This window comes from Ralstonia sp. GX3-BWBA, from assembly GCF_003290055.1.
GTDB lineage: Bacteria > Pseudomonadota > Gammaproteobacteria > Burkholderiales > Burkholderiaceae > Ralstonia > Ralstonia holmesii.
In genome coordinates this window covers 506,923-524,807 of record NZ_QMKS01000004.1, presented here as the reverse complement: position 1 = coordinate 524,807, position 17,885 = coordinate 506,923, and the positions used below count along the sequence as shown (strand labels likewise).

General features: G+C 63.4%; 18 protein-coding genes. 8 read left to right on the top strand and 10 right to left on the bottom strand.

Annotated features, from left to right (window positions below; all coding sequences use genetic code 11):
• Positions 1–553 precede the first annotated feature (553 nt).
• On the top strand, positions 554–1,888 hold the full coding sequence (locus DOD19_RS04170) for an acyltransferase (protein ID WP_112184140.1): 1,335 nt from the start codon (positions 554–556) through the stop codon (positions 1,886–1,888).
• 232 nt (positions 1,889–2,120) lie between these two features.
• Here DOD19_RS04170 and DOD19_RS04165 read toward each other — a convergent pair whose 3' ends face one another.
• Positions 2,121–2,438: a hypothetical protein gene (locus DOD19_RS04165; RefSeq protein WP_112184138.1), complete on the bottom strand. Its 318-nt coding sequence runs from the start codon at positions 2,436–2,438 to the stop codon at positions 2,121–2,123.
• Between the two features lie 25 nt (positions 2,439–2,463).
• A complete protein-coding gene (locus tag DOD19_RS27475; RefSeq protein WP_162634338.1) occupies positions 2,464–2,868 on the bottom strand; it encodes a hypothetical protein in 405 nt (134 codons plus the stop codon).
• 190 nt (positions 2,869–3,058) lie between these two features.
• Between DOD19_RS27475 and DOD19_RS04160 the strand changes: the two genes are divergently transcribed.
• From DOD19_RS04160 to DOD19_RS04140, 4 genes are all read left to right on the top strand, one after another.
• Entirely contained in the window at positions 3,059–3,862 is an 804-nt protein-coding gene (locus tag DOD19_RS04160; protein WP_239497958.1) for a PAS domain S-box protein, read from the top strand.
• 362 nt (positions 3,863–4,224) lie between these two features.
• A complete protein-coding gene (locus DOD19_RS04150; protein WP_024975221.1) occupies positions 4,225–4,632 on the top strand; it encodes a hypothetical protein in 408 nt (135 codons plus the stop codon).
• Between the two features lie 35 nt (positions 4,633–4,667).
• On the top strand, positions 4,668–5,300 hold the full coding sequence (locus DOD19_RS04145) for a DUF2968 domain-containing protein (RefSeq protein WP_024975220.1): 633 nt from the start codon (positions 4,668–4,670) through the stop codon (positions 5,298–5,300).
• Between the two features lie 190 nt (positions 5,301–5,490).
• Positions 5,491–6,228 (top strand): ribonuclease E, encoded by a 738-nt coding sequence (locus DOD19_RS04140; RefSeq protein WP_239497957.1) that lies wholly within the window; start codon positions 5,491–5,493, stop codon positions 6,226–6,228.
• Between the two features lie 26 nt (positions 6,229–6,254).
• On the opposite strand, the gene pcp is transcribed toward DOD19_RS04140, so the two are convergent.
• The 8 genes from pcp to DOD19_RS04100 all read right to left on the bottom strand — a co-directional run bounded on the left by pcp (position 6,255) and on the right by DOD19_RS04100 (position 13,839).
• On the bottom strand, positions 6,255–6,902 hold the full coding sequence (pcp, locus tag DOD19_RS04135) for a pyroglutamyl-peptidase I (RefSeq protein ID WP_112184134.1): 648 nt from the start codon (positions 6,900–6,902) through the stop codon (positions 6,255–6,257).
• A gap of 78 nt (positions 6,903–6,980) precedes the next feature.
• Positions 6,981–8,006: a TRAP transporter substrate-binding protein gene (locus DOD19_RS04130; protein ID WP_112184132.1), complete on the bottom strand. Its 1,026-nt coding sequence runs from the start codon at positions 8,004–8,006 to the stop codon at positions 6,981–6,983.
• A 140-nt stretch (positions 8,007–8,146) separates the two neighbouring features.
• Positions 8,147–9,103: a DUF979 domain-containing protein gene (locus tag DOD19_RS04125; protein WP_024975216.1), complete on the bottom strand. Its 957-nt coding sequence runs from the start codon at positions 9,101–9,103 to the stop codon at positions 8,147–8,149.
• 3 nt (positions 9,104–9,106) lie between these two features.
• Positions 9,107–9,832: a DUF969 domain-containing protein gene (locus tag DOD19_RS04120; protein ID WP_024975215.1), complete on the bottom strand. Its 726-nt coding sequence runs from the start codon at positions 9,830–9,832 to the stop codon at positions 9,107–9,109.
• Positions 9,833–9,889: 57 nt separating this feature from the next.
• Positions 9,890–10,633: a 5-oxoprolinase subunit PxpA gene (gene pxpA / locus DOD19_RS04115; protein WP_024975214.1), complete on the bottom strand. Its 744-nt coding sequence runs from the start codon at positions 10,631–10,633 to the stop codon at positions 9,890–9,892.
• A gap of 19 nt (positions 10,634–10,652) precedes the next feature.
• Complete coding sequence (locus DOD19_RS04110; RefSeq protein WP_112184130.1) at positions 10,653–11,702, bottom strand: biotin-dependent carboxyltransferase family protein; 1,050 nt, start codon at positions 11,700–11,702, stop codon at positions 10,653–10,655.
• Positions 11,699–12,346 carry a 5-oxoprolinase subunit PxpB gene (pxpB, locus tag DOD19_RS04105; RefSeq protein WP_112184128.1) on the bottom strand — a complete coding sequence of 216 codons (648 nt, stop codon included), beginning with the start codon at positions 12,344–12,346 and terminating at the stop codon, positions 11,699–11,701. Before pxpB ends, DOD19_RS04110 begins: the two co-directional genes overlap by 4 nt.
• A gap of 278 nt (positions 12,347–12,624) precedes the next feature.
• Positions 12,625–13,839, bottom strand: coding sequence for a multidrug effflux MFS transporter (locus DOD19_RS04100; protein WP_204360027.1), 1,215 nt, complete (start codon positions 13,837–13,839; stop codon positions 12,625–12,627).
• A gap of 485 nt (positions 13,840–14,324) precedes the next feature.
• On the opposite strand from DOD19_RS04100, the gene DOD19_RS04095 reads away from it, so the two are divergent.
• The 3 genes from DOD19_RS04095 to DOD19_RS04085 are packed head-to-tail and all read left to right on the top strand — an operon-like array spanning position 14,325 to position 17,875.
• Positions 14,325–15,839 (top strand): ABC transporter ATP-binding protein, encoded by a 1,515-nt coding sequence (locus tag DOD19_RS04095; protein ID WP_112184337.1) that lies wholly within the window; start codon positions 14,325–14,327, stop codon positions 15,837–15,839.
• Complete coding sequence (locus DOD19_RS04090; protein ID WP_112184124.1) at positions 15,832–16,941, top strand: ABC transporter permease; 1,110 nt, start codon at positions 15,832–15,834, stop codon at positions 16,939–16,941. Before DOD19_RS04095 ends, DOD19_RS04090 begins: the two co-directional genes overlap by 8 nt.
• Before the next feature lie 13 nt (positions 16,942–16,954).
• On the top strand, positions 16,955–17,875 hold the full coding sequence (locus DOD19_RS04085; RefSeq protein WP_024975208.1) for an ABC transporter permease: 921 nt from the start codon (positions 16,955–16,957) through the stop codon (positions 17,873–17,875).
• Positions 17,876–17,885: the final 10 nt, after the last annotated feature.

Here is a 17,885-nt window from a genome sequence, read left to right as displayed (position 1 = left end):
GTGGAGCCTAGGGCAGCCAGGAAGCTGACAAGGGCGCTAGCAGAGGGCGACGCAGCTACCACGCCCTTTGAATCTGCACGCCATGGCGGGCTTCGTCGCTAGCCCACGACCAGCCCCCGTCGGCTGGCCGAAGGTGCTGCATTAGGCAGGAAATCCCAAACACCGCGCGCGGGAAGTTCATTGGCACGTCCCTGAGTAGTGCCAACAAGTGCTTACGAAGCTCATCGGGGCAACGAGCGATGAGTCCCTCCACCTCGCCTGGCTGCGCTCGGTTGAGCCACCAGCAAACCAATGCGCCACCGCATGTCGGAGAGATGGTACAGTTCGTGGTCTATTTGGCTGGTACACATCGCGTTTCGAGCATCGCTAAAACTCCTTGAGTTGGAGCGACTATTTGTTTTAGACGCCGAATCTCACCGCTTCCGCCAAAACTTCCCGCAAAGCCTCACACGGCAATAATCTTTTCCCCGGTGTAGGCACTACCTACAACACACCCCACACTTGTATTTTTAGGTGAGTTTGGGTCAATAGACGCGTCAACGAAAACCAACGGATGGCCGCCCCGCATTCGCGAGGGCCGTCTGAAGCAAAGTGCCCTCCCCATGCAGGCGCTCGCAATCGACCAAGCGTTCGCCGAAATAACGACGTCCGCCGCGCTTTAGACAGCGCGGACTTGATGATGGCCGCGCCTATAATCCGACACGATTGGCGGGCACGCAAAATGGAAAATAGACCACTCACCTCTCTCAGATTCGTCGCGGCATTCTATGTGTTCTGCTATCACATGAGCTTGGGCCGCTGGCCAATAGCGGAAAGCTGGCAAGCGAAAGCTATCGTCCTGCGAGGCGCGTTGGGAATGAGCGTTTTCTTTGTTTTATCTGGCTTCGTAATGGCAATGCGCTATTACAAGGAGCCACCGCAGCCAGGACGGTACTACCTGACGCGCTTCGCGCGTATCTACCCGGTGTATGTGCTTGCAGCTCTTGTCACACTTCCGTGGCTTATCTCAAGCGCAGCGCGCTTCGAGGGCGGCCCAACCACCTCGTACGTTGCGTTTCACGTCGTCACCAACATGCTGCTGTTGCAGGCATGGTTCCCCGAGACTTTCAATATCTGGAACGCTGGGGGCAGTTGGTCGATTTCAGCGGAAGCATTCTTCTACGCCCTCTTCCCGTTGATTTTCCCGTATGTCTCGAAGCTGAAACTGCGGGGCTTAGCATTCCTGGGCGTCGGCGCATGGTTGCTCACATCGACAATCTCGTTGGTTTTCCACTCGGGGATGATGACGTCAGCCTTTCCGGTGTACTACGCCATCCCAGCCTATCGCTTCCCGGAGTTCTTACTGGGCATCGCTGCCGGATCAATCTATTGCGCTAGAGGCCCCGCAAAGGGCGCATCGATTGGCCTTCTCGCGTGCACAGCCGCCCTCTTCGGGTATCTGCTCGCCGTCGGCTACACGAACCCGAACCAGCCGAACATAGCGGACCACTGGATTACCGTGCCGCTTCTGGCTGCGAGCATCTATTACGCGGGCAGTCTACGGCGCGGGCCCGTCTTCGCACTTATGAGCAGCAAGGCATTCACCTATCTTGGCCACATCAGCTATTCGTTCTACTCGATGCAGTTGCTGTTGCTACTCTCTCTTGCAACATGGCACGACAGTCTGGTCGCGAGGTGGAGCGCCGCATCGAATCCACTACAGGTATGGGCTATCACGTTCGTGGCGCTAACAGGACTTTCAGCCCTCTGCTATCACCTTATTGAAGAGCCGACACGGCGCCTCATTTCCTCCAAAACGAGGCGCAACGCCGAGAGGTCACAGACCACAGCTCACCTGGTGGAGCACAAACTAACGCAAGCGGCGGCTACCTCGAAACCGCAAGCTTGAACACGCCCATGTCTACCAGCGGACGACCTAAGTCCGGGCCCGAGAGAGCCCCGATCCGACAAGCTGCGCAAGGTACCATCTGAACAAGCGACGCTCTAGGGGCTTGTGTGTCGGAACATGTAGCCCCCCAAGATTCGCGACGTGCACGGGTTCACAGCTTGGCGAGCGTCCGTAACTTCGCGCAAAAGCTTGGCCACAAAGTGCGTGCACTGCGCTCGAACGCGAGTCCCTGCTAATGCCGTGCCATCGGCCAAAGCGCATCGGGATCCTCTCCAAGCGCCTTGGCAATGGCCAGACGAACGCGCTTCGCCCCGTTGCCCGCGATGGAAGACGACAGCAGTTGCGGAGTGACGTCGTCCAAACCCAGCTTTTCTGAAAGTTCACGCAAGGTGGCCTTGCCGAAACGCTCGTTGAGAAGACGTTTTACGGTAGGCATGGCGCGGGGAAATTCGCGAGGAGCGGGCGTGACCCCGCCAACCTGATTAGCGCTCTTGCGCTCCTTCGACTCTGTCGAGAAATCGACCGGTTGAGGGACAGGATTCTCGGCCATAGACCGGCCTAGATTTGTTAGAGCTTCAGCTGCGTTTCGCCCTGTGCTGGAGCACATCGTGTCCGGTGCGACCAACACCGCAAAATAGCGTCCACGATCTTGGTACAACCTTACCTTGCAAATCAAATCCATAGTAGTCGGGCGCTAAATCAAAACGGACGTATTGATTATTCTTTTTCTTAATGGAATAACCTGACCGCGGCTGCTGCGCGCCGTTAACCAAAGCCAAGAACGCAAGCGCCGCCCCAAGCCCCCCCCAGGGCTTGGGGTTGGTCGAGCGCAATGAAGACTCTTCCCCGTTCTTCAAAAAAGGTACAACTCTTTTTATTTTTCCCTCACCAATAAGCTTCTTGGTAAGGGCTTGCGCATCAACGCCGAAGCCATGTCGCCGGATCGCCAACTCGAAAAGACAAGGGGAGAATCCGCTCACCCCGTGTCTACGAGTCAGGTTTGGCCTGCGAGGGCCAGACGACTTGCTGTTTTCCCCGTTGCCCGCCCCGCGTCGGTCCCATGGAACCGCACAGGTGCTGAACATTCTTATTTGGCATGATGCTGACACCGTATATTGTCGGGAACGATAGCAGACGCTATTCTGACTGGCACCCTGCTAATTAGAGGGCATGAACCCGCCAGCAGACGCCGTTCGTGCCGGCTGCTTTTTTTTGGTGCAGCGGGCGCGGATCAACATATCCGGGAGCGCGGCAAGTGCTGGCAGCGCTGTCATGATCACAGCCTTGTGCAACTGTTTGTCGCTGCCTGGGATTGCGACCCAGCTTGGTATTGCACATCGGCGCCTGGCCATCAGTTCTCTTTTGTATTGCAACCAAACGCGGCAGACCATGGAAGTCCTCAATGATGTGAGCGCGATCGCTTTGGCCAATAGTCTTCCGGATGGCGTCTTTCTGGTCGACGAGCGTGGGCGGATCCGTCACGCCAATGCGGCGTGGCAGGACATCCTTGGTTATCGGCCATCCGAGCTGGTCGAGCAATGCATGCTCGAGCTTGTAGCGCCGGACGACCGCGACAGAACGCAACGGGAAGCGGGTCGCGTTCAGGCAGGTGCAAAGTGCACTGGATTCGAGAATCGCTATCGCCACCAGCTTGGCACCGATGTCCAGTTGTCGTGGTCGGCACAGTGGAGCGTCGAGCACCAACTGCGCATTGGCGTGGCGCGTAACGTCACCGCAACGAGGACGCTGGCAGAGCGCAGCCCCTTGGCGCAACTGCAGGCGCGTCTGGCGCCTCACGAGTCCCGGGTATTGCAACTGTTGTTGACCGAGGCCGCAGAAAAGCAGATTGCGGAACAGCTCGGCCTTGCCGTTTCAACCACGCACTCCTACATCACAAACGTCTATCGCAAGTTCGGCGTGCGTGGCCGCGCTGGGCTGATGAGCCTGTGGCTCAAGGAGATGCAGAACCGCTGACACCCGCCCTCTCCTTCGCCGTGCCTTGGCGAGAGAGCGCTTACGCGCCGCCCGGTCGGCATCGGGGCATCTCAGCTTCACGACTTGGCACAAATAGCGCGCAACCCCTGCGCTATACTGCCGCCCGTCACGCACACAACGTGACCTCGGATTGGCGTCCGAGAGCAGATACAGGCGGGTAACCGCCGGCTGGCGGTTTTTTTACGCCCGTTCATCAAGCGCCTCCTATGGCCGGGCCTTGGTGAGGGAGCGCTCGCGCTCGCCGGTTTCCTGTATCGCCGGTACGCCAACCTTGCCTTGTGCCCGGCCACCCCGATTGGCGTCGGGGTTCGGGTACCTAGACCCGATACAGGAGCATCGAAATGCGCCACGCCCTTGCTCGCCTAGAGGACAGGCAATCTCCTTTGCAAGATACCCTCGGTAATCGCAACGACGGGACTGAGCCGCTTCAACAGCAACGTGCCGATCTTGTGCGTGCGCTCGCAGCAGCCGAAGCCTCAGTAAGAACATTCCCTGCCGGTTCGCTGAAACAGGCCAAGGCGCGGGCACGGGTCACGCGACTGCAGAACGAATTGAGACGCTTGAAAGCCACGCTTGGCATGGCCAGGCCACGTCAGAACCTGGGCGACTTCCTGATCGAGATGTTTCGCGAGCGCGTTTCCCGCAACGAGTGGCAGTGCATCGTCGCCGAGGCGCGACGCCGCCATGATTCAAAAGCTGCGGAACGTCAAATCGGACCGCTTGCCGCAGGGCCTGGAGTGCAAAGCTGATATAGTCGCGTCGGCTCCGATTTCTGAACCTTGCGATGTCTCTCGTTTTTCGCCGAACCGCCCTCTCGTTCGTTGCCGCAGCCTCGGTTGCAGGCGCCGGTTTCGTCCACGCGCAAGCCAGCGCGCCACAAGCGCCGGCAGTGTCCACGGCTGCGTCGGGCGGCACCGTTGCCGAGCTGCAGCAGTTGCTGGCGCAGAAGCGCTTGACCGAACTGCGCACGACCTACAACGGCGACTACGGCACCAGCCTGCTGCTCGTCAACGAAGACACCACGGCCTACGTTGCCCTGTCGTATCGCAAAGAACTGTGGCGTGTGTACAAGTTTGCGTCGGTCGCTCCGGCCGAAGGCGCATACGACACACTGGCGAGCCAGACCCGGACATGGGCCGAAGATGATCTGCGCCGCGCCGTCACGGCGGGCCAGAAGGCGCAACTGGAGCGCGAAGCCCAGGCAGCTCAGCAGCGTGCCGCATCGCTCAGCCAGGAAGTGCGCATCATGCAGGCGCAGCGCCAGAAGATGCTGACCGAGCAGCAGACCATGCGGCAGGAGACCAAGGCGCTGGACATCGAGCGCCGCGCGTACCAGACCCAGGTTGAATCGCTGCAGCAGCAAATCCGCCTGCTGGAAAAGCAGCTCAACGATCCGCACTGGTCGCCAGCACCGTAAACGTCTGCGATATTCACATTCCTGGCTTGGCGCAGAAACGACAGGCCAGCGACCTCCCCAGCCTTCGGTGCGGCCCGCATCGACTTAGGATCAATCTGATCGACCACCGTCCACCCACCGCTTAGCATGGCGCCTGCTTGCGCAGCCGGCTTTGCTTTGACGTCCGCTGCGGCCATCAGCGGAGACGGACTTGGAATCGCCCCACTTCATCATTGACGGACACCTGCGCCTACCGGGTCTGGTGCGTATGCCGCCGCCTTTCGGGCCACCACTCGACGAGGCGCTGGCCATCGTCGGCACACAGGTGAGTACGCCCGCCGATCCTGCCTCCAAAACCTACGGTGAAGCCGGCGCAACTACCCGCGGGCAATGGCGTCAACGCATGACCGTGCTGTCAATTGGCGTGGCCTGCACATTGGCCGCTGCGCTGCTTGGCTGGCAGACCAGGCCGCATCGGCAACATCGGCAGCAGGCCGAAGTGTCGGATCAGACCACCGTGGCCGTCATCGCCCAGCCAACCACACCGGGCGTTCCGCACGAGAACCTTGCTACCGAGCAGGTCGCACTAATAGAGACCCACGAGCCCGAGGAATCCGAAGCCGTTACCGCAGCCGCAGCGGCCGTCGCGCAGGCTCCAGACATAGCGTTGGACGGTGTGGAAGTTGCCGCGCCAGTCATCGCTGCTGCATCGCCGGCCGTGACGCAATTGCCGGAGAAATCGATACGGCTGCGCAAGCTTGTGCGGGCTACCGAGCCAGCGCCGAGGCTGCCCGAGTTGGAACACCCGGCCACACCGCACGACGACGAATCTGCGTTCATCGAACTTGAACCGGCACCGGTCGACACCGCTCCAATCGCCTCTGGCTATGCGGCCCCAAGCGCGTCGGCACGCATTGAACTGCAACGGCATACGCGCTTCACGGACTGACCAGCGCGCCGAGCTGCTGCGCTGGCTCAGTGCAGCTGGCCGCCCGTTTCGCGTACGTCGTGCAGCGTGCGCAGCGTTGTCTCGATGGCGATGCGCAGGCCCGTGACGATGGTGTCATGCGCCATACTCGGTTGCCCCGGGTGCTTGGCTGCCTGCGACGGCAGATACGGGATGTGGATAAAGCCGCCGCGCGTCGGCAGCTTGTGGCGGGCGATGGCATGCATCAGCCCATAGAAGACGTGGTTACAGACAAAGGTACCCGCCGTCTGCGAGACCGATGCAGGAACGCCGCCCGCACGCAGTTCGCGCACGATAGCCTTGATCGGTAACGTTGAAAAATACGCGGCCGGCCCATCACTTGCGATGGCGATATCGATGGGTTGCTTACCGGCGTTGTCAGCAATGCGTGCGTCGTCGACGTTGATGGCGATGCGCTCGATGGCCATCTCGGCGCGGCCGCCAGCCTGCCCCACGGCGATCACCACATCCGGCTGCAGCGTCTGCAGCAACTTGCCGAGCACTTTGTTGGATTCACCAAAGATGGCCGGCAACTGGCGCGCGACAATCTCGGCACCGGCGATTCCTTGGCCATCGAGGGTGCGCACGGCTTCCCACGACGGATTGATGGGTTCGTTCTCAAACGGATCGAAACCGGTGACGAGGACGGTAGGCATGACGTTCTCCTGCGTGCAGCGTAAGACTAAAACGATGATAAACGTCCGTCGAACATCATGCCCAAGCGCGTTGCAGCGTCAGTTTGCCTTGCTGCGCTTGTTCTCGAAGTTCAACAGGATGTCGACTTCCTCCGTGCCCGCGGTTTGCAGCCATTCGCGCGTCAGACGCTCGCCCAGGCGGCGCATATCGCCCTGCAGCGTCACGTCCGGATTGAGCACGCGCACGCCGGTCTTGGCGAGTTCGGCTTCATCGCGCTCATAAGTCTGGCGGCTCGAATCCCACCCGCGCGTCTCGTACTCCTTGGCGAGCTTGAGCACGGTCTGCTGCATCGCCGGCGGTAGCTTGGCGAAGCGCGCCTCGTTGACGAACACGGCGTTCTTCGGGATCCACGCGTTGACCTTGTAGTAATAGGTCATGCGCTGGCCAGCCTTCGTTTCCAAACCGGTGGACGGCGAGGTGACCATGGTGTCGATCCGGCCGCCGGCAATCGCGGCGGTCAGGTCGGCGGCCTCCACCTGCACGGCCTGCGCACCGTACAGCTCGGCAATGCGCTTTTGCGCCGCGTTATAGGTGCGCAAACGATGTCCCTTCAGGTCGGACAAACGGGCGATCGGTGTTTCGGAATACAGGTTCTGCGGCGGCCAGGGCACGGCGTACAGCAGGCGCAATCCGTTGGCCTTCATCAGCGCTTCGATGTGGCTGCGCGAGGCATCCCACAGCAGGCGCGCATCGTTGTAGCCCGACACCACGAAGGGAATTGAATCCACGCCGAAGAGCGGATCACGCTGGGCCAGCGTCGAAAGCATCACCTCGCCCGCTTCGGCCTTGCCGTCCTTGACGCCATCAAAGATGGCGGCCGGCTTGAGCAATGTCCCGTTCGGATAGACGTCCAGCTTGAGCCCGCCGTTGGTGGCGGCACTGACGGCGCTGGCGAAGGCCTGCAGGTTTTGCGTATGGAAATTGAGGGCCGGATACGGCGTGGCCACTCGGAGCGTTTCCGCGCGGGCTTGCGCGGCGGAAATCAGCGACAGGGCGCTGACTGCAAGAACACAAAGAAAGCGGCGTCCCGACATGGAACGGCCGCTCGTCATCTGGCTGCTCATGAATCCCCCCGGAGAAGAGCACGATGCGAGGTCTACACGACCGCATGCCCTTGTCTCGCGGGCAGCGATCGCGCTTGGTGGCGTCGGCCGGCTAAGAGCCGCCCGCGTGACGCACACCGCACGCGACGCATTAAACACGATTAGTGAAGCATCAGGAAGTACAAGAGCACGATATTGGCTGTAAGCAACAGCAGCGCGGTCGGGACTTGCGCTTTGATCACAGCGTTCTTATCGGAAAGCTCCAGCAGCGCAGCCGGCACGACATTGAAGTTGGCCGCCATCGGGGTCATCAGCGTGCCGCAGTAGCCCGAGAACATGCCGACGGCCGCCATCACCGCCGGGTTGCCATGGAACACGCCCACCAGGATCGGCACGCCCACGCCGCCCGTCATGACCGGGAAGGCCGCAAAGCCGTTGCCCATGATGACGGTGAACAGCGCCATGCCCACGCAATAGACGATGACCGCGACGAGGCGATAGTCCATGTTGATGTAAGCGGTGGTCAGGTGCGCCACGGCCTTGCCCACACCGGCATCGGCGAAGACGAGACCCAGCATGGCCAGCATCTGCGGCAGCACCAGCGCCCAGCCGAGCGACTCCGTCAGCCGGCGCGATTCACGCATGGCTTGCACCGGCGTGTCGCGCGTCAACCAGCACGCCAGCGCGAGCGAGATGATGCAGCCCAGGCCCAGCGAGACGAAGGTCTGGTTCTTCGGATCGAGCAGCAAATCGCCGCCAATCTTGATGTCCTTGAGGAACACGCTGCCGATGACAGTGACCAGCGGAATGGTCAGTGCCGGAATGAACAGGCGGTTGCCCAGGCGCTTGGCGGATGCGCGGCGCTCTTCTGCCGGCAGTTCGCCGTGCTTGCCCAGCGTCACACCACCCGTGCCGGCCAGCAGTGCCATCACCACGGCGCCGACGCCCACCGCAATCGGCGGAATCTTGTCGCCAACGAGAAAGATGACGGCGAAGATCGCCCAGAACAGGCCCGTGGTCCAGCGACGCGGGTGGCCCTTGTCGGCAAAGGTCATCAGCGCGGTGATCGTCAGGATGATCCCGGCCAGCCAGTACAGATAATTGATCGACAGAATCATGGCTTACCCCTGCTTGGCCGCGGCCGCGTTGGTGTTAGCGGCGGCACCCATTTCACGGGCAAGCCAGCCGTCCAGGCGCTTGAGGCGCACCGAGTGGATCAGGAACGCGCAGACCGCAGTCGGGATGCCCCACACCGCGATGTGCAGCGGTTCCACGTCGATCCCCGAGCCGAGCAGGAACGTGTGCATCAGCGCGATGGCGCCAAAGGCCACGAAGATGTCCTCACCGAAGAACAGGCCGACGTTGTCCGTGGCGGCGCAGAAGGCCAGCAGACGTTCGCGCACCGGCGCCGGCAGCTTGCCGAAGCGGTTTTCGGCGGCGCCTTCTGCCATTGGCGCCAGCAGCGGACGCACCATCTGCGGATGCCCGCCGAGGCTCGTTAGGCCCGCCGCCGCCGTCAGCTCGCGCACGGCGAGGTAGACGATCAGCAGACGACCCACCGTGGCCGATTGGATGCGCGAGATCCAGTTCTGCGCGTGCTCACGCAAGCCGTGACGCTCGAGCAAACCCACCACCGCGAGCGGCAGCAGGATGATCAGCGGCAACGTCCGCGTCTTGATGATGCCCGTCCCGATCGCCGTCAGGATCTGGCCGATGGACATCGATGCCGCAAAGCCGGTGGCGATGGCGGCCACAGCCACCACCAGCATCGGATTGAATCGCAGGATGAACCCCGCGATGATGACGACCACCCCGATCAGCGGCCATAGATTCACTGCCGTACCCATGTGGTGCTTCCCCCCCCAAGTTAATAAAAAGCCCCGTTGGAAGGACGGGGCCGTGGCTCAGGCGCCGGCGCGAACAGCGATACCCTCGCTGCCCAGCCGTTCCCGAATGCGTCGCGCGAACGCCAGCGCATGCGCGCCGTCGCCGTGCAGACAAACCGTTTCCGCGCGGATCGGAACCCACGTGCCGTCGATGGCCTTTACGCGCTGCTCGCGCACCATCGTCAGCGTCTGGTCCAACGCGGCATCTTCGCTGTCGATCAAGGCACCCGGCGTGCCGCGTTTGACGAGCGAGCCGTCGGCGTTGTACCCGCGATCGGCAAACACCTCTTCCTTGGCCTGCAGACCAAGTTCGCGCGCTGCCTTGACCAGCTCACCGCCCGCCAGACCGAACACCACCAGCGACGGATCGAAATCACGGATCGCGCGCACGATGGCGACGGCCAGAGGCCGGTCACGCGAAGCCTGGTTGTACAGCGCGCCGTGCGCTTTCACGTGGGCCAGCTTGCCGCCCTGCGCACGCACGATGGCAGAGAGCCCGCCAATCTGGAACAGCACGCCCGCGTAGATTTCATCGGGCGGGAGGTGCATCTCGGTGCGGCCGAAGTTTTCGCGATCAGGAAAGCTCGGATGCGCGCCGATCGACACGCCCTGGCGCAGCGCCCAGCCGACGGTCTGGCGCATCGTGTTGACGTCGCCGGCGTGCCAGCCGCAGGCGATGTTGGCGGAACTCACCAGCGTGAGGAGCGCCTCGTCGGTATCGCAGCCTTCGCCAAGGTCGGCGTTCAGATCAATTGCAGTCATGGTGTTGTCTTCCGGTGCATCAGGCGTTCAGTCGCGTCTTGGCGGTGCGGTGCGCGCTCGACAAAATGCCCTGGCGCTGCCAATCCAGCGCGGTTTCGATTTGCTGCAGATACCGTGCCACGTCGGCGCGGGCGGCTTCAGCCTCTTCCAGCGTCACGCGCTCAAAGCGCACGCGCGTGCCAAGCGGAATCTGCGCCAGGCGCCATTGGTCGGCCAGGATGACGGAGCCGATCTTCGGATAGCCGCCCGTGGTCTGCGCATCGGCCATCAGCACAATGGGCTGGCCCGACGGCGGCACCTGGATCACGCCCGGCACCACGCCATGCGAGAGCAGATCGCTGCTGCGCTGCTTCTTGCGCTTGAGTTCCGGCCCTTGCAGGCGAAAGCCCATGCGGTTGCTGTTAGGCGTGAGCGTCCAGTCCGATTCCCAGAACGCGGCTTGTGCGTCGGCAACGAAATCGTCGTATTCGGGACCCGGCAGCACGCGCATGACGGGTGTGTCCTTCTGCGCGCGGTCGAACGTCCAGCGTGCGGCCTTCACGGCAACGGTATCGCCGCTGATGTCGGGGGCGTACGTCGTGTCTGCAGGCAACACCGGCAGCCTGTCGCCGTCCTTCAGCGGGCGCCCTTCGAGGCCGCCGAAGCCGGCTTTCAGATCGGTGCTGCGCGAGCCCATCATCTCGGGCACATCGATGCCGCCGGCCACACAGAGATACGCTCGCACACCGCCCTGCGCCACACGCAAGGTCAGCGTCTGACCACGCTGCACGGGGATGGCGCGCCATGCATGCACCGGCGCGCCGTCGAGCGTGGCGCGGCAATCGGCGCCCGTCAGCGCGATCAAGCCGTTGGCGTGGAAGCGCAGCGTGGCGTTGCCCAGCGTGAACTCGATGCCCGCCGCATCACTGCGGTTCCCGACGAGGCGGTTGCCCACATACAGCGACAGCGGATCGAGCGCGCCGGATGTGCACACGCCAAAGCGGCGATAGCCGGTGCGGCCCAGGTCTTGCACGGAAGCCAGCACGCCGGCCCGCACGATCTCGATCATGGGTTGGGGTTTCGAACTCATGCGCGCACCTTCGAGGCAACAAATCGGATGCGGTCTCCAGGCGAGAGCAGCGTGGGGGGATTGCGCTGCGGCATGAAGAGCGCCGCGTCTGTGCGACCAAGCAATTGCCAGCCACCGGGGGATGCGGCCGGGTAGATGCCGGTCTGCTCGCCGCCGATGCCCACCGAGCCGGCCGGCACGGCCATGCGTGGCTCGGCGCGGCGTGGCGTGGCGAGCGACTTGTCGAGCCCGCCCATGTAGGCAAAGCCCGGCTGGAAACCCAGGAAATAGACGATGTATTCGGGCGCGGTGTGACGACGCACGACTTCGGCCGTGCTCAGGCCGGTGTGCTTGGCCACTTCGCGCAGATCGGGACCTTCGTCACCGCCATAGGCGACTTCGATATCGACGAGTTTGCCGTCGGCCACCAGCGCCTGGCTTTCTTCCCAGGCCTCGCGCAGTTGAGTGGTCAATCGTTGCGCATCAGCCAACGGGCCAAACACGAGCGTGAGGTTGTTCATGCCGGGCACCACGTCGACCACGCCCGCCCAGTTGGACGCGCGCGAAGCCATCGCCCAGATGCGCTGCTGACAAGTCAGGGTGGCCGGTGGCGGCACTTCGCACAACAACGCCAGTTCGCCCAGCCGGTGAATCGTGCACTGCAACTTAACCCCCGTCCCGTGTGCGCCGTTGGCGGGAAGATCCCGGCAAAACGATGCGCGATTGAAAACGAAAGCGATACGTTAATAAATTGTCGATAAATTCTGTATAAGAAGTAACCCTTAGTCGCTCAGGGCCAAGTCGCGGCGGAACGCGGTCCGGCTGCACTCATCATAGGTGCCGGACACGGTCAGCGTGACAGGCATGTTATGCCCGAGTCATATGAAAAGAGGAAGACGCCTCTAGAACAAGAGGCGTAGAGGAATAGCCGGAAGCGCGAGGATCAGGCGCCGGGCTCTTCGCGCGTGATGCGCAGGCCCAGAACAAGGGCGGCGATGGCGCACACGGCCATCATGCCCAGCAGCGGCAGCGCGGTCTGGCCGATGGCGGCAACCACCGTACCGGTCACCATGCCGAGGCCGAATTGCATGGCGCCCATGAGCGCCGAGCCCGTACCCGCACGCGCGCCCTGCCCCGCCATTGCAAGGGCGCCGGTGTTGGGCGAGATGCAGCCGATCGACGCGATGTAGCAGAACAGCGCCGCCAGCACGAGCGGCAGCGGCGTAAAACCCGCAGCGGCGGCCGCAGCAGCCAGCACGCTGGTAACGGCCGGCACCCACAGCGCCCGCCGCAGCACGCGCGCCGGCGAATATTTACGCACCAGCCGCACATTCACGCGCGAGGCCGCGATCATCCCCGCCGCGTTGCTGCCGAACACCCACGCGTAGTGAGAGGGCGTCAGCCCATAACCGTCGATCAGCACGAACGACGACACGGTGATGTACGCAAACATGCCCGACAGGAACACCGCGCCGCACCACATATAGGCGGCGTAATGGTGATCGTGCAGGAGTTCCCAGTAGTCGCGCAGCACGTGGCTGACCGCCAGCTTGCGCGCCTGCTCGGGCGCCAGCGACTCGCGCATCAGGTAGTGCACGGCCACCAGCGACAGCACGCCAAATGCCGTCAGCAAAGCAAAGATGACCCGCCACGTTGCGAATTGCAGCACCGCGCCGCCAATCATCGGTGCGAGGATCGGCGCCACCCCCATCACCAGCATCAGCGTGGAATACGCCTGCGCGGCGCCGCCCGGGTCCATGCGATCACGCACGGCAGCGCGTGCGATAACCATGCCCGCGCAGCCGCCAAATCCCTGCACGCCGCGCAGCACGGCCAGCATCGTGGCGTCTTTGGCAAACGCGCAACCGATGGATGCCGCCACGTACATCGCCAGACCGATATAGAGCGGCGGCTTTCGGCCAAACCGATCGCTAGCCGGGCCATAGATGAGCTGGCCGATCGCCAGGCTGATCAGGAAGACGGTCAGCGTGAGCCCCGCCGCAGCCGACGACGTATTCAGATCGCGCGCGATGGTCGGCAGGCTCGGCAGGTACATGTCGACCGACAGGGGGCCGATGGCCGTGAGCGCGCCAAGCAACAGGAGCCAGCCGGGAATCGGGCCGGGCATGCGGGATCGTGCAGGAGCGGGAGCAGTCATGAAGGGAGAACGAGACGCGGCGCAGACGTGCAGCCCGCGCCGGAGCAAACCAAGAACTTTAGCGCAAAGTGGCGAACCACGGGCGCGCACCGGCCAGGTGCAAGGCGGCCTGCGCGCCCCACCCGAGGGCTGAGCGTGCAACCTGCATACGTCGGCATGACAAGCTGCAACCTCCAAATGGCCCCGATGGACCCGGCACGGGATTTGCACTCCGCCACCCCTCGTACGAGGCAGTCGCGAGCTGGCCGAAATCGCCGTCCGGTGCGGTGCCGGACGATATAATTTGTTGTTGATGGCAAGCATCACACAACCATGATGATTGCTGCGATGCGTCGGCGCGAACCTGCATCGGCGTTGCCTGCTGTGAAGTGTCGTCAACACCCAAAATGAGACCGCCTCCGCTGCGTACCCTGCACGGTGAGCGGCACGGAAACCACGAGCCAACTGTTGTGACACCACTCCCACCACGCCTGTCGCTGACGGGCATGACCAAGCGCTACCCGAGCGTGGTCGCCAACGACGGCGTCAGCCTGACAGTCGCGCCGGGCGAGATCCATGCCGTGCTGGGCGAAAACGGCGCGGGCAAGTCGACGCTGATGAAGATCATCTTCGGCGCCGTGCAGCCTGACGCCGGCGAGATGCTGCTCGACGGCCAGCGCGTCGAGATCGCCAATCCGCACCAGGCCCGCGCGCTGGGCATCGCCATGGTGTTCCAGCACTTCTCGTTGTTCGACACGCTTACGGTGGCAGAGAACATTCTGCTCGGCCTGCCCGCGGGTACCGACCTGCGCGACGTGGCCGATCAGGTGCGCAGCACGGGCGAGAAATACGGCCTCCCGCTGGAGCCGCATCGCCATGTGCACACGCTGTCCGTCGGCGAGCGCCAGCGCGTGGAAATCGTGCGCGCATTGCTCACCAAGCCGCGCCTGCTGATTCTTGACGAACCGACCTCGGTGCTGACACCGCAGGCCGTCGAGAAGCTCTTCGTGACGCTGCGCCAGTTGGCGGCGGAGGGCACAAGCATCCTCTACATCAGCCACAAGCTCGACGAGATTCAGGCCCTGTGCCACGCCGCCACGGTGATGCGCATGGGCAAGGTCACGGGCGTGTGCGACCCGCGCCAGGAAACGGCGGCGTCGCTATCGCGCATGATGATCGGCGGCGAGCCTCCGCGTGAATTGCGCCCGCAGACCACACCGGGCGAAGTGCGCATGGAAGTGGCCGGTCTGTCGCTGCCCAAGGCACACGCCTTTGCGACGGAGTTGCGTGACATCGCACTGCAATTGCGCAGCGGCGAGATCGTCGGCATTGCGGGCGTGTCAGGCAACGGGCAGCAGGAACTCCTGGCGGCCCTGTCTGGCGAAGACACCCGCGCCCCGGCACAAACCATCAGCATCGGCAACGAGCCGGTCGCCAAGCTCGACCCGCGTGCACGCCGCAAGCGCGGACTGTCGTTCGTGCCGGAAGAGCGCCTCGGGCGCGGCGCTGTGCCATCGCTGTCGCTGGCCGCCAATACGCTGCTGACGCGTCAGCGTGCGCCGCAGGTGCGTGGCGGGCTCATCGACAAGAAGGCGGCAGGCAAGCTGGCCACCGGCATCATCAATCGATTTGGCGTGAAGGCCGGCGGCCCGGATGCATTGGCCAAGAGTCTGTCGGGCGGCAACCTGCAGAAATTCATCGTCGGCCGCGAAATTGAATGCGCGCCGCGCGTGCTCATCGTCGCGCAACCGACCTGGGGCGTGGACGTGGGCGCGGCGGCCCAGATCCACAACGAAATCCTCGCGCTCAAGGCCGGGGGCTGCGCCATCCTGATCGTGTCAGAAGAACTCGACGAACTCTTTGCGCTGTGCGATCGCCTACACGTGATCGCCAACGGGCGCCTCTCCCCTTCAACCCCCACGCACGCCACCGACCGCGAACAGATCGGCCTGTGGATGAGCGGCATGTGGGACAAAGCGGCGGCTTCGCCGGCAGCAACCTCGGAGGTAGCCCATGGCTGACGTCATGCATGGCGGCCGCCTGGCGCTGCCGATCTCGCTGGAGCTGCGCGCAATCCCGTCGCGCACCATGGCCTATGCCTCGCCGCTGATCGCGCTGGTGCTGACGATGGTGTTTGGCCTGCTGCTGTTCGCGCTGCTGGGCAAAGACCCGGTGGCGGGCATGCGCGTGTTTCTGGTCGAGCCGCTGGCCAGCAAACGCGCGATTGGTGAAGTGCTGCTCAAGACCGTGCCGCTGGTGCTGTGCGCACTGGGCTTGTCCGTGTGCTATCGCGCCAACGTCTGGAACATCGGCGCGGAGGGGCAGCTCATCGTCGGCGGCATCTTCGCGGCGGCCACGATCATTTACTTCGATACGCCCACGCCCGCCATCCCCGGCGGCTTTGCGTTGGTGCTGGCCGTCGTCGCCGGCCTGATCGGCGGGGCGCTGTGGGCCGCCATTACCGCGCTGCTGCGCGATCGTTTCCACGCCAACGAGATCCTCGTCTCGCTCATGCTCACGTACATCGCGCAGTTGCTGCTGCTGTACGTGGTCAACGGGCCGTTGAAGGACCCGAACGGCATGAATTTCCCGCAGTCGATCGTGTTCGACAGCGCATTTGTTCTACCTACGCTCGTGGCCGGCACGCGTCTGCACGTCGGCTTCCTGTTCATGCTCGTGATGACGGCGGCGATGACGTTGTTCGTCTTCCGCAGCTTTGCGGGCTATCGCCTGCAAGTGGGCGGGCTGGCGCCGCAAGCGGCCCGTTACGCGGGTTTCTCGTCGCGTGCGGCGCTGTGGACGGCGCTGCTGATGTCGGGCGGCCTGGCGGGCATTGCCGGCGCCTTCGAGGTCACGGGCCCAATCGGGCAGCTGCTGCCATCCATTTCTCCAGGCTACGGCTTTGCCGCCATCGTGGTGGCATTCGTCGGGCGCCTGAATCCGGTCGGCACGGTGCTGGGCGCGATTGTGATGTCGCTGTTCTATATCGGCGGCGAGCTTGCGCAATCGCGCCTGGGCCTGCCGTCGGCCATTACCGGAGTGTTCCAGGGCATGCTGTTGTTTTTCCTGCTCGCCTGCGACACGCTCATCGAATACCGCCTGCGCTGGCGCGCGCATCACTGATCAGGCCTCACACATGGAAAGTCTCGCTCCCCTGATCGCCGCGTCGATCAACGCCGGCACCCCGCTGTTGCTGGCCGCCCTGGGCCTCTTGATGAACGAGCGCTCCGGCGTGCTCAACCTCGGCGCGGAAGGCATGATGCTGGTGGCTGCCGTGGTCGGGTTCATGGTCGGTTACCAGACGCAGATTCCGCTGCTGGGTTTTGCTGCCGGCGCGATTGCCGGCATGGTGATGGCGGCCCTCTTCGCGTGGCTGGCGCTGGTGCTCGTTACCAACCAAGTCGCGACGGGCCTCGCCTTGTCGATCTTCGGCACCGGGCTGTCTGCCTTCATGGGGCAGCGCTTTGTCGGCATGTCACTGCCAGCGCAGGCGCACGGCATCCCGGGGCTGGAGTCGATTCCGTTCGTCGGCCCTGCCCTGTTCGCACACCACTGGATGGTCTATTTCAGCCTGCTGCTGTGCGGCGCGATTGCCTGGTTCCTGTTCAAGACGCGCGCGGGGCTCACGCTGCGCGCGATCGGTGAATCGCCGGAGTCGGCTCACGCGCTCGGCTACCCGGTGCGCACCATCCGCTTTGGCGCGCTGCTGTTTGGCGGCGCATGCTGCGGGCTGGCCGGCGCATACCTGTCGCTGGTCTACACGCCAATGTGGGTCGAAAACATGGTTGCCGGCCGCGGCTGGATTGCCCTCGCGCTGACCACCTTTGCCACCTGGCGCCCAATGCGCATCCTGTTCGGCGCGCTGCTGTTTGGCGGTGTGACGATCCTGCAGTTCTACCTGCAGGGGATGGGCGTATCGGTGCCATCGCAAATTCTGTCGATGGCACCGTTTGCCGCCACCATCGTCGTGCTGGCCATCATCTCGCGCAATCCGGATTGGATCCGCCTGAACATGCCTGCATCGCTCGGCAAGCCGTTCCGCCCAGGGGCTGCCTAAACTGCTGCCT

What these genes read in the sequence shown, in the direction of transcription:
- DOD19_RS04095 (WP_112184337.1), top strand. Translation starts at nt 14,325, where the DNA reads ATGACCAAGCGCTACCCGAGCGTGGTCGCCAACGACGGCGTCAGCCTG.
- DOD19_RS04150 (WP_024975221.1), top strand. Translation starts at nt 4,225, where the DNA reads ATGCGCCACGCCCTTGCTCGCCTAGAGGACAGGCAATCTCCTTTGCAA.
- DOD19_RS04100 (WP_204360027.1), bottom strand. Translation starts at nt 13,839, where the DNA reads ATGACTGCTCCCGCTCCTGCACGATCCCGCATGCCCGGCCCGATTCCC.
- DOD19_RS04125 (WP_024975216.1), bottom strand. Translation starts at nt 9,103, where the DNA reads ATGATTCTGTCGATCAATTATCTGTACTGGCTGGCCGGGATCATCCTG.
- DOD19_RS04120 (WP_024975215.1), bottom strand. Translation starts at nt 9,832, where the DNA reads ATGGGTACGGCAGTGAATCTATGGCCGCTGATCGGGGTGGTCGTCATC.
- DOD19_RS04160 (WP_239497958.1), top strand. Translation starts at nt 3,059, where the DNA reads ATGAACCCGCCAGCAGACGCCGTTCGTGCCGGCTGCTTTTTTTTGGTG.
- pxpA (WP_024975214.1), bottom strand. Translation starts at nt 10,633, where the DNA reads ATGACTGCAATTGATCTGAACGCCGACCTTGGCGAAGGCTGCGATACC.
- DOD19_RS04145 (WP_024975220.1), top strand. Translation starts at nt 4,668, where the DNA reads ATGTCTCTCGTTTTTCGCCGAACCGCCCTCTCGTTCGTTGCCGCAGCC.
- DOD19_RS04085 (WP_024975208.1), top strand. Translation starts at nt 16,955, where the DNA reads ATGGAAAGTCTCGCTCCCCTGATCGCCGCGTCGATCAACGCCGGCACC.
- DOD19_RS04165 (WP_112184138.1), bottom strand. Translation starts at nt 2,438, where the DNA reads ATGGCCGAGAATCCTGTCCCTCAACCGGTCGATTTCTCGACAGAGTCG.
- DOD19_RS04130 (WP_112184132.1), bottom strand. Translation starts at nt 8,006, where the DNA reads ATGAGCAGCCAGATGACGAGCGGCCGTTCCATGTCGGGACGCCGCTTT.
- DOD19_RS04170 (WP_112184140.1), top strand. Translation starts at nt 554, where the DNA reads ATGGCCGCCCCGCATTCGCGAGGGCCGTCTGAAGCAAAGTGCCCTCCC.
- DOD19_RS04110 (WP_112184130.1), bottom strand. Translation starts at nt 11,702, where the DNA reads ATGAGTTCGAAACCCCAACCCATGATCGAGATCGTGCGGGCCGGCGTG.
- DOD19_RS04090 (WP_112184124.1), top strand. Translation starts at nt 15,832, where the DNA reads ATGGCTGACGTCATGCATGGCGGCCGCCTGGCGCTGCCGATCTCGCTG.
- pcp (WP_112184134.1), bottom strand. Translation starts at nt 6,902, where the DNA reads ATGCCTACCGTCCTCGTCACCGGTTTCGATCCGTTTGAGAACGAACCC.